The sequence below is a fragment of the Pectobacterium colocasium genome (assembly GCF_020181655.1).
Classification (GTDB): Bacteria; Pseudomonadota; Gammaproteobacteria; order Enterobacterales; family Enterobacteriaceae; genus Pectobacterium; species Pectobacterium colocasium.
The window spans coordinates 1,567,673-1,583,215 of sequence record NZ_CP084032.1 but is presented as its reverse complement, the minus strand read 5'-3'; the positions used below and the strand labels follow the sequence as shown (position 1 = coordinate 1,583,215).

Annotated in this window: 20 protein-coding genes; 19 read left to right on the top strand and 1 reads right to left on the bottom strand. The window is 53.2% G+C overall.

Annotated elements, in window-relative coordinates:
• Nucleotides 1-3: 3 nt before the first annotated feature.
• The 8 genes from LCF41_RS07060 to LCF41_RS07025 all read left to right on the top strand — a co-directional run bounded on the left by LCF41_RS07060 (nucleotide 4) and on the right by LCF41_RS07025 (nucleotide 4,127).
• The gene (locus LCF41_RS07060; protein WP_161509609.1) at nucleotides 4-342 is read left to right on the top strand and encodes a capsid cement protein; all 339 of its coding nucleotides are present in this window, start codon (nucleotides 4-6) and stop codon (nucleotides 340-342) included.
• A gap of 2 nt (nucleotides 343-344) precedes the next feature.
• Nucleotides 345-791: a gp436 family protein gene (locus tag LCF41_RS07055; protein WP_161509610.1), complete on the top strand. Its 447-nt coding sequence runs from the start codon at nucleotides 345-347 to the stop codon at nucleotides 789-791.
• Nucleotides 791-1,258 (top strand): Gp37 family protein, encoded by a 468-nt coding sequence (locus tag LCF41_RS07050; RefSeq protein ID WP_161509611.1) that lies wholly within the window; start codon nucleotides 791-793, stop codon nucleotides 1,256-1,258. Before LCF41_RS07055 ends, LCF41_RS07050 begins: the two co-directional genes overlap by 1 nt.
• Nucleotides 1,252-1,479: a hypothetical protein gene (locus LCF41_RS07045; RefSeq protein WP_161510100.1), complete on the top strand. Its 228-nt coding sequence runs from the start codon at nucleotides 1,252-1,254 to the stop codon at nucleotides 1,477-1,479. Before LCF41_RS07050 ends, LCF41_RS07045 begins: the two co-directional genes overlap by 7 nt.
• The gene (locus LCF41_RS07040; RefSeq protein WP_225087442.1) at nucleotides 1,469-2,896 is read left to right on the top strand and encodes a phage tail sheath subtilisin-like domain-containing protein; all 1,428 of its coding nucleotides are present in this window, start codon (nucleotides 1,469-1,471) and stop codon (nucleotides 2,894-2,896) included. The genes LCF41_RS07045 and LCF41_RS07040 overlap by 11 nt, the downstream gene beginning before the upstream one ends.
• Entirely contained in the window at nucleotides 2,896-3,420 is a 525-nt protein-coding gene (locus tag LCF41_RS07035) for a phage major tail tube protein (protein WP_011095230.1), read from the top strand. Before LCF41_RS07040 ends, LCF41_RS07035 begins: the two co-directional genes overlap by 1 nt.
• A gap of 3 nt (nucleotides 3,421-3,423) precedes the next feature.
• Nucleotides 3,424-3,693, top strand: coding sequence for a Gp49 family protein (locus tag LCF41_RS07030; RefSeq protein WP_225087441.1), 270 nt, complete (start codon nucleotides 3,424-3,426; stop codon nucleotides 3,691-3,693).
• A gap of 131 nt (nucleotides 3,694-3,824) precedes the next feature.
• Nucleotides 3,825-4,127, top strand: coding sequence for a phage tail assembly protein (locus tag LCF41_RS07025; protein WP_080163278.1), 303 nt, complete (start codon nucleotides 3,825-3,827; stop codon nucleotides 4,125-4,127).
• A gap of 74 nt (nucleotides 4,128-4,201) precedes the next feature.
• Here the strand turns inward: LCF41_RS07025 and LCF41_RS07020 are convergent, their stop codons facing one another.
• A complete protein-coding gene (locus LCF41_RS07020; RefSeq protein ID WP_161509613.1) occupies nucleotides 4,202-4,471 on the bottom strand; it encodes a hypothetical protein in 270 nt (89 codons plus the stop codon).
• Between the two features lie 42 nt (nucleotides 4,472-4,513).
• Between LCF41_RS07020 and LCF41_RS07015 the strand changes: the two genes are divergently transcribed.
• The 11 genes from LCF41_RS07015 (at nucleotide 4,514) to LCF41_RS06960 (ending at nucleotide 15,519) form a co-directional block, all read left to right on the top strand.
• Nucleotides 4,514-6,985 carry a phage tail tape measure protein gene (locus LCF41_RS07015; protein ID WP_225087440.1) on the top strand — a complete coding sequence of 824 codons (2,472 nt, stop codon included), beginning with the start codon at nucleotides 4,514-4,516 and terminating at the stop codon, nucleotides 6,983-6,985.
• Nucleotides 6,985-7,869, top strand: a complete 885-nt coding sequence (locus LCF41_RS07010; protein WP_225087439.1) for a phage tail protein — start codon at nucleotides 6,985-6,987, stop codon at nucleotides 7,867-7,869. Before LCF41_RS07015 ends, LCF41_RS07010 begins: the two co-directional genes overlap by 1 nt.
• Nucleotides 7,866-8,081, top strand: a complete 216-nt coding sequence (locus LCF41_RS07005; RefSeq protein ID WP_225087438.1) for a tail protein X — start codon at nucleotides 7,866-7,868, stop codon at nucleotides 8,079-8,081. Before LCF41_RS07010 ends, LCF41_RS07005 begins: the two co-directional genes overlap by 4 nt.
• Nucleotides 8,069-9,220 (top strand): phage late control D family protein, encoded by a 1,152-nt coding sequence (locus LCF41_RS07000; RefSeq protein WP_225087437.1) that lies wholly within the window; start codon nucleotides 8,069-8,071, stop codon nucleotides 9,218-9,220. Before LCF41_RS07005 ends, LCF41_RS07000 begins: the two co-directional genes overlap by 13 nt.
• The gene (locus LCF41_RS06995) at nucleotides 9,217-9,810 is read left to right on the top strand and encodes a phage baseplate assembly protein V (RefSeq protein ID WP_225087436.1); all 594 of its coding nucleotides are present in this window, start codon (nucleotides 9,217-9,219) and stop codon (nucleotides 9,808-9,810) included. Before LCF41_RS07000 ends, LCF41_RS06995 begins: the two co-directional genes overlap by 4 nt.
• Before the next feature lie 26 nt (nucleotides 9,811-9,836).
• The gene (locus LCF41_RS06990; RefSeq protein ID WP_225087435.1) at nucleotides 9,837-10,685 is read left to right on the top strand and encodes an AbiJ-NTD4 domain-containing protein; all 849 of its coding nucleotides are present in this window, start codon (nucleotides 9,837-9,839) and stop codon (nucleotides 10,683-10,685) included.
• Between the two features lie 65 nt (nucleotides 10,686-10,750).
• Nucleotides 10,751-11,098, top strand: coding sequence for a GPW/gp25 family protein (locus tag LCF41_RS06985; RefSeq protein WP_225087434.1), 348 nt, complete (start codon nucleotides 10,751-10,753; stop codon nucleotides 11,096-11,098).
• Complete coding sequence (locus LCF41_RS06980; RefSeq protein ID WP_225087433.1) at nucleotides 11,089-12,195, top strand: baseplate assembly protein; 1,107 nt, start codon at nucleotides 11,089-11,091, stop codon at nucleotides 12,193-12,195. Before LCF41_RS06985 ends, LCF41_RS06980 begins: the two co-directional genes overlap by 10 nt.
• Nucleotides 12,188-12,763 carry a phage tail protein I gene (locus LCF41_RS06975; RefSeq protein WP_225087432.1) on the top strand — a complete coding sequence of 192 codons (576 nt, stop codon included), beginning with the start codon at nucleotides 12,188-12,190 and terminating at the stop codon, nucleotides 12,761-12,763. The genes LCF41_RS06980 and LCF41_RS06975 overlap by 8 nt, the downstream gene beginning before the upstream one ends.
• Nucleotides 12,764-14,902, top strand: a complete 2,139-nt coding sequence (locus tag LCF41_RS22320) for a phage tail protein (RefSeq protein WP_347880979.1) — start codon at nucleotides 12,764-12,766, stop codon at nucleotides 14,900-14,902.
• Entirely contained in the window at nucleotides 14,902-15,519 is a 618-nt protein-coding gene (locus tag LCF41_RS06960; RefSeq protein ID WP_225087431.1) for a tail fiber assembly protein, read from the top strand. Before LCF41_RS22320 ends, LCF41_RS06960 begins: the two co-directional genes overlap by 1 nt.
• The last annotated feature ends 24 nt before the right edge of the window (nucleotides 15,520-15,543 follow it).

Below are 15,543 nucleotides of genomic sequence, written 5' to 3'. Positions count from 1 at the left end.
ATTATGGGAGCCACTCAACAGGTCATTCTGACCACCACGGTGCTGGCCACCGCGGCCCTGGCACAGCAGCATTTTGTCGGTGCAGATAACGCTCCGTGTCTAGCGGGTGCCGTCGCATTGGGCGTTGCAGAGGTAGATGGTGCAACGGGTGACGCTGTGCCGGTTAATGTGCTCGGTATCGTTGCCGTAGAAGCCGGGGCGGCTATCGAGCGCGGTAAATCTGTCCAGTCCGACGAGTCCGCCCGTGCCGTTCTGCTGACGGAAGCGGGCGTATCGAATGGCATTGCACTGGATGCAGCCCTCGCCGAAGGCGACATCATCCGTATCCTGCGCGGGGTATAACCATGTACTGCACGTTGGCGGATTTACTCGAACAGGTGCCAGAGTCCACGCTGATCCAGTTGACCAATGAAACGGTAGGATTTGATGCGCCACCTCCGGTTAACACCACGGTAGTGGACAGTTGCATTCGCTATGCCGATGAGCTGATCGATGCCCATCTGCGTGGACGTTACACCCTGCCTTTGGCTGAAATCCCCACCGTGCTGCGTGACATTGCGGTCACGTTAACCCGTTACCGGTTGTATGCCCGTCGCCCGGAAGGGGCGATGCCAGATACGGTAAAAGACGACAACAAAGCAGCCACGCGTCAACTGGAAGCGATTCGTGATGCGAAGCTGACGCTGGGCCTGCCGTCAACCAGCCAGGATGTGCCGGAGTCTGGCGAGTTTCGGGTACGGGCGCGTCGTGCAACCTTTGGCGGCCACAATGGCATGCTGGAGAAATACTGATGGACGTCAATCCGGTTATTGAAGCAGTGGTTGCCCGTCTGAAGGAAAAACTGCCCAATCTACAGATTGAGTATTTCCCGGAGAAGCCCGCCGACTTCCGCCTCAATCATCCTGTGGGGGCAATTCTGGTGAGCTATGCCGGTTCCCGCTTTGGCAAGCCGGAGGATATCGGCGCAGTGATGCAGTCCCACACGATCACCCTGAACACGACCGTCGTTTTCCGTCAGTTAAACGGGCGAAATGGTGCGGTAGCGGTGCTGGATATCGTTCGTCGGGTGCTGTGTGGCTACAAGCCGCCCAACTGCCGCCGCAAAATCTGGCTGGTACGCGATGTGTTTCTGGGCAATGTCGGCGGGCTGTGGCAGTACGCGCTGGATTTCTCCACCGAATCCATCCAGTTGGAAGACACCGATTTACCCGATGGGCCGTTACTGTCCCAGGCCAATTATGAGGAAAGTGAATCATGAAATACCGTTATAGCGGTCCATCCAGTGGCGTCACGCTTGCTGACGGCACCGAGGTACTGCTGTGGCCAGACAGCGTCGTTGACCTTCCAGAGGCGCACGACTACGTGAAAACGCTGGTTGCGTTGCAGCATTTACACGCCGAGCCGGATGTCACCACCGTACCCGCCTCCCGCCGTAAAAATGTCAGTGAAGAGAAATTGGAGGTGATCAGTGGCAGCTAACTATTTACACGGCGTCGAAACCACTGAGGTGGAAAACGGCGCACGTCCGGTGAAAACCGTGAAGTCCGCCGTTATCGGTCTGGTCGGCACGGCACCCACAGGGCCAGTCAATACCGTTACGCTGTGCCTGTCAGAGAAAGATGCGGCGCAGTTCGGCAGTCAGTACAGCGGTTTCACCATTCCGCAAGCGCTGGATGCGATTTACGACCACGGCGCGGGAACAGTGCTGGTGATTAATGTACTCGACCCGGACGTGCATAAAACCCACGTTGATAATGCCAGCGTGACGTTTGCCGCCGCGACAGGAAAAACGCAACTGGCACAGCGTGCGGTCGCTAAACTGGTGTTACGTCAGTCGCTGGAAACCACGCCATATATTGACGGCACGGACTACCGGCTCGATGAGCAAACCGGTGTGATTACCCGGCTAAACAGCAACATCCCGACAGATGACGCGGTACTGGCCAGCTACGATTATGCCGACCCGACGAAAGTGACGGCGGCAGAGATTATCGGTGCGGTCAATGCAGCGGGAAACCGTACTGGTATGAAGCTGCTGCACGATACCTATAACCAGTTCGGCTTCTTTGCCAAAATCCTCATTGCACCAGTGTTCTGTACCCAGAACAGCGTCAGTGTGGAGCTGATTGCGCTGGCAGACAAACTGGATGCCATCACCTATATCGATGCGCCAATTGGCACCACGTTTGCGCAGGTGCTGGCAGGTCGAGGGCCTGCGGGCAGCATCAATTTCAATACCAGTTCAGACCGCGTGCGGCTGTGCTATCCGCATGTCAAAGTCTATGACGCACAGACCAACAGCGAACGGCTGGAGCCGCTGTCGCAGCGTGCGGCGGGATTACGTGCCAAAGTCGATTTGGAGAGAGGCTTCTGGTGGTCGTCTTCCAATCAGGAACTGATGGGCATCACCGGCGTTGAGCGTCAGCTCTCGGCGATGATCGACGACCCGAACAGTGAAGTGAACCTGCTGAACGAACAAGGCATTACCACGGTGTTCAACAGCTACGGCTCCGGGCTGCGTCTGTGGGGCAACCGCTGCGCCGCATGGCCAACCGTTACCCATATGCGTAACTTTGAGAGCGTGCGCCGCACCGGTGATGTCATCAATGAGTCCATCCGCTACTTCAGCCAGCAGTACATCGATATGCCGATCACCCAGGCACTGATCGACGCGTTGACCGAATCGGTGAACGGCTATGGCCGCAAGCTGATTGGTGATGGTGCGCTGCTGGGCTTCAAATGCTGGTATGACCCAGCACGCAATGAAGAAACGGAGCTGGCAGCAGGCCACCTGTTGCTGAGCTACAAATACACGCCGCCACCGCCGTTGGAGCGGTTGACGTTCGAGACGGAGATCACCTCCGAATATCTGGTCACACTGGAGGGCAATAGCTGATGGCTGGGAAGATTGAAGTAAACCGCATCACCAACGCCAATATCTATCTGGATGGGGTGAACCTGCTGGGGCGGGCTGAAGAAGTAAAGTTGCCGGACGTCAGCATGGTGATGCAAGAGCATAAGGCACTGGGGATGGTGGGCAAGGTTGAATTGCCTGCCGGGTTCGACAAACTGGAAGGCGAGATCAAGTGGAACTCGTTCTATCGTGACGCCATGCTCGGTGCGGCGAACCCGTATAAGACGCTGGCGTTGCAGTGCCGATCCAGCGTCGAGCGCTATAGTTCTCAGGGCCGTATTGATGAAATCCCGCTGGTGACGTACATGACCATCATGTTCAAGAAGAACCCGCTGGGAACCTTCAAACAGCATGAGAACGCCGAGTTCTCCAGTAGCTTCACCTGTTCCTATCTGAAGCAGGTACTGGACGGCGAAGAGCTGCTGGAGCTGGATTATCTGGCCAATATCTTCCGCGTCGGTGGCATCGACCAACTGACGGACTATCGCATGAATATCGGGGGCTAATCAGTGACAGTAACAAAGGTTGAAAAACGAGACGTGGACGCGCTAACAGAGTCGCTGAACTATCAGACTCACCATTTCCCTGGAACAACGGTAACCGTTGCTATTGCATCATTACCTAATGGCTTCATGGTTGGTCAGGGCTTTAGTGCAACCATTTCCCCTGAATTGTTCGATGCTGACATTGGAAAGGAGCTGGCCATCGCCCGTGCCAAAAATGATGCCGTTCAGAAACTGTGGGAACTGGAAGGCTATAAGCTAAAGTCATCGCGTTAATCTTCATCTATATAAGGAGGGAAACTTAGCCCTCCTTTTTTTCGTTAACTGCCATTAATATTGATTGTCCCCGCCCCGCACCATACTGCCCCTGAACGCTAATTCGCATTAATTTCGTCAGGAGCATAACTATGTCTGAAACCTTTTCGTTATCGATCCCTTACTCCACCGCTGCCGGCGTCAAACTGGAGTCCCTGTCCCTGCGGCGTCTGCAAGTTAAAGACCTCAAGGCCGTGCGCAAAATCAGTGATAAAGCCGAAGACTGGGATGACCTGCTGATTGCCCGTGCCAGTGGCCTGCCACCTGAAGACCTAGACGGGATGGATTTAGCTGACTATCTGGCGCTGCAAAAACGATTTCAGCACCTTACAGGGGTGGTTGCATCATCCGAAGACGCTGATTCAAGCGCAGGCGCTGTTGGCGAGGTGGTTTAGGTTTCAGCCGAGTGAGCTGAACGAGCTGGATCTGGATGAGTTTGAGAGCTGGCTGGAAACAGCCAGCGAACAGATTAAACGTGAGAACGGCGATAGCGACTAATCAGGGCACCGACGCCCGCAAATATCGCGGCCAGCAAATAGACGGCGGGTTGCAGGAGAAACGCTGCTAATGCCATTGCCAGCGATAATAATGCCGCACCGCCGCCAATCATCAGCACCCAGACAAACGGCTCACTGCTGCTGTTAACGGTATAGATAACCAGTTTTGCCAGCAGATAAATATATATCCCGCCAAATACCGTTATCAGCAGTCCTTTACATACCATCAGCGCATTTTCCATATCCGTATCCCTGTTTCGCATCGTTAAAAGGAATCATAAATCGTGGCCACAGAATTTTCCATAGGCGTGATTATTGGTGGGGCCATATCCGGCGCGTTTCGCAGTGCGGTAACGGGAACCCGCCGCACGCTGGATTCAATTGGCGAAACTACGCGCCGGCTGCAGGAGCGCCAAAATGCACTTACACGGGCCACTGAACGTTATGGCCAGCTCGGCTCACGCGCCAGTCAGCGGCTGAACAGCGACCTGCAACGTGTAGGGCGAACAATGGAGCAGCTGCAGCGCCAGCAAAATCGACTCGCCGCAGCTGCGGCAACCAGCGATGCGGCACGGGCAAACCGGATAGCGCTCTATGCCAAAGGTGCCGAGACCTATGCAGTGGCCAGTACAGTAGCGTCACCGATTGTAAGTTCGGTGAAGCAATACGCCAGCTTTGAGTCCGGGCTACGGGATATTGCAGTGACGGGCGATCTGGATAAAACGCAGGAACAAGCTATTGGGGCAGCGATTCGACAAGCAGCATTGAAGGTCAACCAGACACAGGAAGCATTACTGGGCGGCGTTGGGCAACTGGTTGCGGATGGGATGAACCCCGTAGAAGCGGCAAAGTTTGCCGGAATGTTAGGTAAAACAGCCACTGCAACGAAGGGGGATATGACTGAACTGGCAAAGATGACGTATGCCTTCAGCTCTGCGTTACAGATCACCGACCCTAAAGAGATGGAAGAGGCATTTTCAATCGCCGCGACTGGCGCAAAGTTGGGATCGTTTGAATTAAAAGACATGGCAAAAGCGCTACCAGGACTAGCAAAGTCTTTTGCAGCCAAGGGGATTGTCGGTAAAGACGCAATTACTCAGATTGTCGCCAGTCTGGAAGTAGCAAAAGGCTCTGGCTCAGCGGAAGAAGCTGTCACGAATATGACCAACTGGCTGGCAGCAATGAACCGTAGCGACACCATTCAGAAGTATGAGAAAGCCGGAATTAACTATAAAGCCTCGATGCAGGATTACGTCGCAAAGGGATTCTCGCAATATGAAGCCTCACTCATGATTGCCAACCGCTTTATTGATGGCAAGGGTAAGGCATTTGTCGAACAATGGCAGAAAGCAGGGGCAGTCGGTGATAAGGATGCGCAGCAAAAGTTATTTGAGTCATTCGGGATGGCAGAGATTTTTACTGATATTCAGACTGCCCAGCATTTGATTTCAATGCGTCAGGATTGGGGGAAATATCAGTCCAACAAAACGGAAATGAATAGCCCTGAATCCCAACAAACGCTGGATAAAGACGCAACCAAGCAGAACGATACGTTAGAGGCTCGCTGGCGACAAACCCAAATACGTATGAATGAAGCGGCTATCGGCATTGGCGAGTCATTAAAACCAGCTCTAATCTCACTGGGCGAAACCATCATCCCGCTTATCGATCAGGCTGGGAAATGGATCGCCGCCAACCCTGAAATTGTGAAAGGCGTGGTGATGGCCGCAGCCGGGCTACTGGCCTTTAAAGCAGCGGCTATCGGCACCAAACTGGGCTTAAATCTGCTGCTGTCCCCTGTTGTTGACCTCTGGAAAAGCGCAGCACTACTGCGATCCAAATGGCTATTGCTCCAGGCATCATTCGGGGCCGGTGGTCGCGCACGTCAATGGCTGGGAATGTTTACCCGACTTGGCCGTGGTGCCCTGTCGCTGGGACGAATTCTCGGCGGCGGCTTAATGCGCGGTATTACGTTAGTGGGTCGTGCCGTGATGATTATGGGCCGCGCATTATTGATGAACCCGATTGGGCTATTGGTGACGGGGATCGCCGTCGCGGCCTATTTGGTTTATCGCTACTGGGAACCTATCAGTAATTGGTTCCGTGCACGCTGGAATGATATTACAACCGCATTTAGCGGTGGCATTGGCGGCGTAACAAAGTTGATTCTGAACTGGTCACCCATCGGTATTTTTTACACCGTATTTGCTGAAGTGATGAAGTATTTCGGCATCGATATGCCAAGCAAGTTTACCGACTTTGGCGCAAATATTATCAGCGGTTTGGTGAACGGTATTAGAAATGCCTGGGAAGGCGCAAAAAAGGTCGTCGGTGAATTAGGCGATAATATTAAAGGCTGGTTTGCCGAGAAATTAGGTATTCACTCCCCCAGTCGTGTCTTTGCGTCATTCGGCGATAATATCTCACAAGGCGCGGCGATAGGGATTAGCCGCACCACACCGCTGGCCGTAAAAGCCGGGCAACGGTTAGCCGGTGCGTTGACGCCGGACGTTCCCGATATCCCTATTCCGTTACTGAATGCTGACGGCTCGGTTCGCCGCGGCTCAGCCAATAGCGGTATACCCAATGGAGCCAACAACGGTATCCATGTCACGTTCTCCCCCAATATCTACCTTAATGGGCAGAAAACACCTGCCACGCCGGAAATTACCAGCGCCCTGAATCTGTCCCTGCACGAACTGGAGAAGATGATGGAGCGCATTGTGGCGCAACAGCAGCGCCGGGGGTATGCCTGATGTTTGCCGTATTGGGTGATATTGAGTTTGAGTTGATTACCTACTGGGACGGTTTTGAATCGACGTTCGGCGTCGATTATGCCGAGCACAGCCGTATTGAGGGGAAGCCAGGACTGCAGTTTGTCGGCGAACAGCTCGATGAGTTCCGCATTAGCCTGGTATTCCACAGCCTGTATTGCACCCCAGATAACGAGCTGTCGCGGTTACGTCGCGCGATGCGGGCGCATCAGGCGCTGGCACTGGTATTCGGCAATGGCGATTATCGCGGCTGGTTCGTGATTACGGCAGTGACGGCCAGTAGCCAGCAGACCGATTCGTCTGGGAACGTGATGGCCATGACGGCGGAAGTGACGTTGCGCGAGTACATCGGCGACCCGAAAAGCCCACTCACGCCACCCGCGATTAACAGTGCCATTCCAGGAACGGGCGTTGTCACTAGCGCTGTCACCAAACCCAGCGGCATGGCGCAATCAGTACGCGATGCCGTGAGCTATGCGAAGAAAGCACAGTCTGCCCTCACCACCGCTGCCAGTACGGTACGTGCGGTGCAGAAGATGGCGACCAATCCGACGGTTGCACTAACCCGCATTCCCGGTCTGATGTCGCAGATTGGCGGTGTGACCGCGCCGTTAATGTCATCAATTCCGGCGTTGAATGCCGTCAAAGACATGTTTCCTGATGCGGTGCGGTTAGCACGTGACACAGGTCAGGCTGCAACGTTTGTGGCATCGGCACGGCAATCACTGGCAGGCGTTGACAGCCGCAATCTGGCCGCCGCATTGAATACCGTTTCCGGGCAGTTTGATGCCGCTGGCGTGCTGCTGAAAAACAACTCTCCGGCGCTCAGTAAAATGACATCGACAATTGTGGCGAGGAAAGCATGAGATACATCGAGCATGTGACGAAAATGGGTGACCGGTGGGATTCGCTGTCACACCATTATTATGGTGATCCGTTGGGCTATGACCGGATCATCATGGCGAACCCGCATGTGGCCGTTACGCCATCATTACCGTCCGGCATCGTTCTCTTGATCCCAATGATTGAACAGGACGAAGTAGAAAACGCTGAGGAGGTCGCGCCGTGGCTACGTTAACTCAACAAACAGCACCGCCTCCGGGAACCTCCGAAGTCCTGCAGCCGGTGTTTACTCTGTGGTATCTGAAAAAAGATATCACCAACGATATCGCACCTTACGTCACCCGCGTCAGCTATACCGACAATATCAAATCGGAGTCGGATACTATTGAAGTCACACTGGATGACACAGACAAACGCTGGCTGGATAAGTGGTATCCGGGTAAAGGCGATACGCTGACGATGAAACTCGGTTACCGTGGTGAGAAGCTGCTGTCCTGCGGCACGTTTTCTATCGATGAGATCGAAGTCAGTGCGCCGCCGTCAACGGTATCCATTCGCGGCGTGGCCACGTCGGTCAATACTGCACTGCGCACCAAATCGAGCCGTGGTTTTGAAAATACCACGCTGGCCGCTATCGCGGGACGTATTGCAAAAAAGCACAGCCTGAAACTGGTTGGCGGTATTGAGTCAATAAAGGTCGATCGTGTCACGCAGTATGCGGAAACCGATGTCGGCTTCCTGAAGCGACTGGCCAGCGACTATGGCTATGCCGTTAAGGTTGTCAGCGACCAATTGATATTTTCCCATCTGGCCACCTTACGACAGCTTGATCCCGTTAAGCAGTTATCGCCCGCCGACGTCGCCCGCTATTCTCTGCGTGACACCATCAACCAGGTCTATAAGTCGGCAAAGCTGAAGCACCAAAAGGCCAGTGACAAAAAGCTGGTGACGTACCATTCCGATGGGAGTGCGACGACAGACACGGTAAAAGAGAGTGGCAAAACCACCAGTGCGGATACGCTCAAGGTCACTAGCCGCTCAGCGGACAAAGACAGTGCGCAGCTCAAAGCCGATGCTGCGCTGGATTCACATAACGAATATCAGCAGACCGGTTCACTGACGGTAATAGGAACGCCGCAACTCACTGCTGGCAACAAAATAGCGCTGGTGAAATTTGGTCAATTATCCGGGCAGTGGCTTATTACCAGCGCCCGGCATTCGTTTGATCGCAGCAGCGGTTACGTGACCGAACTGGAAGTTGCTCGTGGCCCGGAGACCAATGGCAAGAAAAAGAAGAAAACGCAGACGCTGACGGTTTACAAAGCGGATGGCACGACCACTACGACAACGACCGTGAAGGAAAAGAAAAAATGAGCGTATCACGACAGGTGGGCACCGTCAGCGCCGTTGACCCTCAGAGCGTCCGCGCCCGCGTTCGCCTGCCCGAATGCGATAATATGCGCACCAATTGGCTTGATGTCCTGCAGCACAATACCCAGAACAATAAGGACTACTGGTTGCCCGACGTAGGTGAGCAGGTTGTCGTGTTGCTGGATGAAAATGGCGAGGATGGCGTTATCCTGGGCGCGGTCTATTCGAGTGTCGATAAGCCACCAGTCAATAACCCGGACGCACGCGGTGTGACCTATTCCGACAGCGCCGCGTTTTACTATGACCGTCAAACCCATACGTTGACGATTAACGGCGGCATTGAGCATATCGTGATCGCCTGCGGTACGGATGTCACGGTGAAAACACAACGGGCCACCATTGATGCGCCAGAAATGGAAGTCACGGGCAATCTATTAGTAAAAGGTAAGTTAACCTATCAGGGTGGCATGGCGGGTTCTGGCGGGAGCGGTGCGGCGGCGACAATTCAGGGCAATGTCAGCGTTCAGGGGGATATTGATGCCAGTGGTAAGATCATGGACAAGGGCGGCAACTCGAATCATCATACTCACTGAATCTTGTCTACTTTTCAGGTGAGTATATGCCGTCATTTTCTCAGCGGATGGGAATCCGCCCTATGCAGAAAATAATTCAGCGTGAGTCTATAGATAATGAGTTACGAACAGGGATTTGGAATGCTCTGCAAATTTATGTACTTGATACATGGCAAGGAAGCCCAGATTGTGCATCTATATTGAACACGTTGTCAGAAGATATATGGATTTCTTTCTTAAAAATGCCTTTAGACGTCTATCCGGGTTTTCTCTCTAACCATACTAATCAAAAAGATGTTTACGCTAATTTGCGAGATATTATTTTTAAAGACGAATGGTATGACGTATATGATTTAGTGGAATTTATACTAAAAAACCTACCTGATGATTGGACTCCAGCGTTAATCAGACAATTAAACATTACGCTTGAAACAGAAAATGCAGCTTATCGTATTATAGAAAAAGAGTTTGTTGAAATTACTGATAACCAAGAAATCGAGGCCGTTGAAGGCGCAATAGTCAACGGTTCCCAATCAACGAAATTTCATCTTCAGCGAGCATTAGAGCTTCTTTCTGACCGTAAACAGCCTGATTATCGCAACTCAATCAAAGAGTCGATTTCCGCCGTTGAGTCAGCGTGTAACGCTATTTCTGGCGACGAGAAAGGTACGTTAGGCAAAAGCCTTAAACAAATTGAAACCTCTATCGGCCTGCACCCTAGCCTGAAAAATGCGTTTTCCAGCCTCTACGGCTATACCAGCGATAGCGGTGGTATCAGACATGCGCTAACCGCTGAATCAGAACATCCCTCATTTGCTGATGCCAAATTTATGCTGGTTGCCTGTAGCGCATTCTGTAATTTTCTGTGGACGAAGATTGCCGAAAAGGATCGGTAAACCGCTAAATCTATTTTTCATCCCCTTTAATAACCACCGAGCCCACCGGGGGCGATACTGCCCCCATGAATACTAATTCTGTTTACTGGCAACCGGCCCTGCAACACCCTGGCGCCCTCGTCGAGGGCGTTGCCGATATCACACAGGCCATTCACATCATTCTGCGCACGCCACGCGGCAGCGATCCCCATCGTCCCGAATTTGGCAGCAACCTGCATCATTACATTGACTACCCGATTGACCGGGCAATTCCGCACGTCGTGCGGGAGACGGTCGAAGCAATCAAACGCTGGGAGCCGCGCTGCAAGCTGCTGGCCGTGAAGCCATTGATTGATGGTTCGCATATGACACTGCGCCTGAGCTGGGAAACAACCAGCGGCGTGCTACAGGCTACGGAGGTGCTATGGCGGTAACGACTGAACCTGTCTTCATTGAGCGTGATGCCGCGAAGATTACCGCAGAACTGATTGCAAAATATGAGGCAGACAGCGGTAAGACACTGTATCCCGCCCAGGCTGAACGTCTGCTGATTGATTTGATGGCCTACCGTGAAATGCTGGTACGCAGTGCGATTCAGGATGCGGCAAAACAGAATCTGGTGCGTTATGCCCGCGCCCCGATGCTGGACTACCTCGGCGAACTGGTGGGAACGTACCGACTCGCGGCGTTGGCCGGACAGACAACGCTGCAGTTTAGCGTCGAAAGCGCATTGTTGACCGATACGCTGATCCCTGCGGGAACCCGCGTCAGCGCCTCCGACAGCGTCGTATTTGCAACCGACAGCGATGTGATAGTGAAGGCTGGCACACTAAGTGCAACAGTGGCAGCGACCTGTACGCAGGCGGGGTTAGTGGGCAACAACTGGCAACCGGCGCAAATCAGCACGTTGCTGGATGACATTGACGATATCGATTTCACTGTGAGGAATCTCACTGACAGTGCCGGTGGTTCTGATGAGGAAACCGATGACCGGCTGCGCGAACGCATCCAGCTAGCCCCTGAGTCCTTCAGCACGGCAGGCTCAAAATTAGCGTACCGCTATCATGCGCTGAGCGCTCACCCCGATATTGTTGACGTTGCGGTGGTCAGAGCCGAGCCTGGCACTGTTCATTTATATCCGCTGCTGTCCACAGGCCTGCCTGATGGCAGTGTGCTGGCGCAAGTGATCAGCGTTTGTTCAGATGAAAAAGTCCGGCCACTCACGGACACCGTCGCGGCAAAATCCCCGGTTCCAATTGAATACTCACTGCATGCCAGATTGACGCTCAAACGCGATGTGCAGGCATTGCCAGTTAAACAAGCAGCACAACAGGCTGCGTTAGCCTGGACAGAACAACGTCGGGCAACATTGGGGCAGGACATCGTGCCCAGTCAGATTAATGCCGCCTTATTGCTCGATGGGGTTTACAGCGTTGAGCTGCTGTCCCCGGCGTTGCTGGTGCTTGATGACTGGCAACTCGCTATCTGTACAGACATCGCAATAGCTATTGCAGGTGCGGCTGATGAGTAAAGACCTTCTCCCGCCCTCACTGGCGTCTGATCTGCGATTTAGCGTGTTGGCATCGTTACTGGATGGATTTGACGCTCTGCAGGTTGAAGTCGTCATTGTCTATCTGGTCGATATCGTTGACAGCAGCGCACTGGATGCGCTTGCTGAGCAATTCTCTCTGAAGGAGGACGGTTGGCAACTGGCTGAATCTGAAGATGCCCGCCGCGCAATGATTAAGTCAGCGATAGAGCGGCATCGCTTCAAAGGGACGGAATGGGCCGTTCGTGACGTTATCCGTAGCCTGGGGTTTGGCGATGTTGAGTTAATCGAACACATCGGACGCCTTAGTTACAACGGTATCCGCAGTTATAACGGTCACATGGTTTACGGCGATAGCAACAAGTGGCCTGTTTATCGTGTTCTGCTGCAACAACCTATCACCAATGACCAGGCGCAGATGCTGCGTAACACACTGGAAATGATTGCCCCCGCCCGCTGCCTGTTGGCCAGCCTGGAATATCTGGGGGTGCCTATTCGCTATAACGAAACCGCGTCGTATGACGGCAGTTATAATTACGGGAGTGCATAAATGGCTAACTTGCCTGAACAAAAAACGTGGATCGACGGCATTTATCAACTGGAAACATCAGACCCTGTTGTCGGTGGCCCCGGAGGTATTTCCAACCGACAGGCTGAACAGTTGGCTAGCCGCACGACTTATCTGAAGAGCGGGCAGGAAAAAACGGAAAGTGATTTGGCCACGCATGTCGGTGCCGTTGATCCTCATACCCAATATGCGCCAAAAGCGAGTCCAGCCCTCACAGGAACGCCAACCGCTCCAACTGCCGCTCAAACCGCTAACAGTAATCAGATTGCGACTACAGCATTCGTTAAAGCTGCGATTACTACGTTAATCAACGGCTCACCAGCAGCGCTGGATACGCTGCAGGAGCTGGCGAATGCGTTGGGGAATGACCCGGACTTCAGAACTACTGTGCTTAATGCGATTGCTGATGCCAAAGCCGACGCGACAAATAAGCTGAATGCCCATGCATCAACTCTTGATGCACATCCCCAGTACGCGCCGAAAGCGAGTCCGGCATTCACAGGAACGCCAACCGCCCCAACTGCAGCATCCGGTTCTAATGACACGCAACTGGCCACCACGGCATTTGTGAAAGTGGCTATTGCAGCTCTGGTCAATGGTTCACCTGCAGCGCTGGATACACTGCAAGAACTGGCGAGCGCGCTAGGGAATGACCCTAACTTTTCCACAACGATGCTGAATGCGATTGCCGGGAAGTTAGCAAAAGACCAGAACGGCGCCGATATTCCAGACAAAACGCAATTTAGGCAAAACATCGGTTTACTCAACAACCCCGTGTTTGCCGGAGCAGTAACTGTTGATACGAAAAATGCAGGAATCGAAATAGGCGCAAAATCGGAAAAAAACACGCCGTTCGTTGATTTTAACTCGAGCGGTAACGGCGTAGATTTTGACGCCAGAATCATCGCAGATGGTGGCAGCGGCATTAACGGCGGGGCATCACTACGGATACTTTCAAATGAGTTGCTGCATAATGGTATCCCTGTCATGCAACTGGGACAGTATGGGTTTGGCGGCGCAGGGACAGTACTGGATTATGATGCCGGGGCGCTGTTCAACTGGTTAAAAAATTCATCCACTCCCTCACAAATCATACGCAACCAGCAGTTAACTCCATATATGCCTCGCTACTCTGCGGGAATGATGATGCGCGCAGGTGACACGTGGTCGCTAATTTCAGCGGGTATTGACAGTAACAGCGCCGAGTTTGGTGGGGTAATTGTCAGTGCTGGAAATGACTCAGGCACAATCAGTTCAGTCTATCGCCTGTGGCATGACAAAAACCTGACATTTCCACTGCCCGCCGATAAGGGCGGTAGCGGAACGGAGAAAGGGGCGGTAAGGAATCAGCCCGGTACCACGTTTTCCAGCCGTGACGCTATGCAATCAGAGTGGGCAAGCGCTCAGTCTATGGGTTCCGGCAGTATCGCTGCTGAGTCCGGGCGCTGGGTTTCATATATCTCTGTCAGACACAGGGGCGGGAATTCACACGGAGAAGGGGGTGGCGACAGTAACCAATGGGGTTGGGTGCTGTATGACAACGGAATGACAGACGCAGCGTATGATTTTCGTATACAGAAACAACAAAATGGGGTGTGGGCAGACGATGTCCAGCTTTATCATTCTGCAAACCTCACCCCGCAAAAAATCGGCGCACTGCCCACATCTGAACTGGTCGGCCTACCACAACTATTCCCCGGTGCTGTAGCGCCCGCTGGCTGGCTAAAATGCAACGGTCAGCAGTTCGACACTGCACAATACCCTGTTCTGGCGTCCCGTTATCCATCGGGTTTCCTGCCTGATTTGCGCGGCGAATTCGTGCGTGGCTGGGATGATGGGCGCGGTGTTGATACTGGGCGTGCGTTGCTGTCAACGCAGGGAAATACTATTCAGAGTCACGTTCATGAGTACCGGGATCGCTATTACATTGAGATCGGCAATGGTATTAACGTTGCATATTCAGAGACTGCGCCACTGAATTACAACAATGGCATAGGTTCACAGGGAACAGATTCAGACAATAGGATGTGGCTCTATTACGACAGTGTCACATCACCAGCGGGCGATACAGAAACCCGTCCACGCAACATCGCCTTTAACTACATCGTGAGAGCCGCATAATGAGCAACTATTCAACACAAATTAAAAACGCAGAACTGAACGAAAACGGGTTAGCCATCAACGCGGGCTGGATTACGGTTTATCACGTTAACCCGGCAACGCGGGAATATCAGTCAGCGAGCTATGAGTATGTTATGCAAGGTGTTGGTTTGCCTGCTGACAGCTACGCAGACGAACCCGAATTACCGCCTGCTGGCCGAGCCTTGCGTCGTAGTGCAGACGGTAAAGCGTGGGAGCAGGTGCCGGACTATCGCGGCCAAACCATTTACAGCACGGAAACGCGTCAGCAGCAGACAGTTAGCCAGTTCGGCGAACTGCCAGAGGGGTTCACACTGCTGAAGCCCGCCACGGAATTTGATGTGTGGAACGGTAAGGCGTGGACGCTCGACAAAGAAGCGCAAGCAGCAGCGGCAGTAAAAGCGGCGCAGAGCGAGTTAGCATCACGCAAAGCCGCTGCAACGTCGCGCATTAATGAACTAACGTATGCTGTTAATCTGGACATTGCGACTGATGACGAGAGGGCGGCGCTGATAGAGTGGCAAAAATACGCTGTGCTGCTGAGCCGTATTGATGTGAATAGTACTGATATCGAGTGGCCGACTGTGCCGAGTTCATAATGGGCGATTTGTAATTTTTTTACG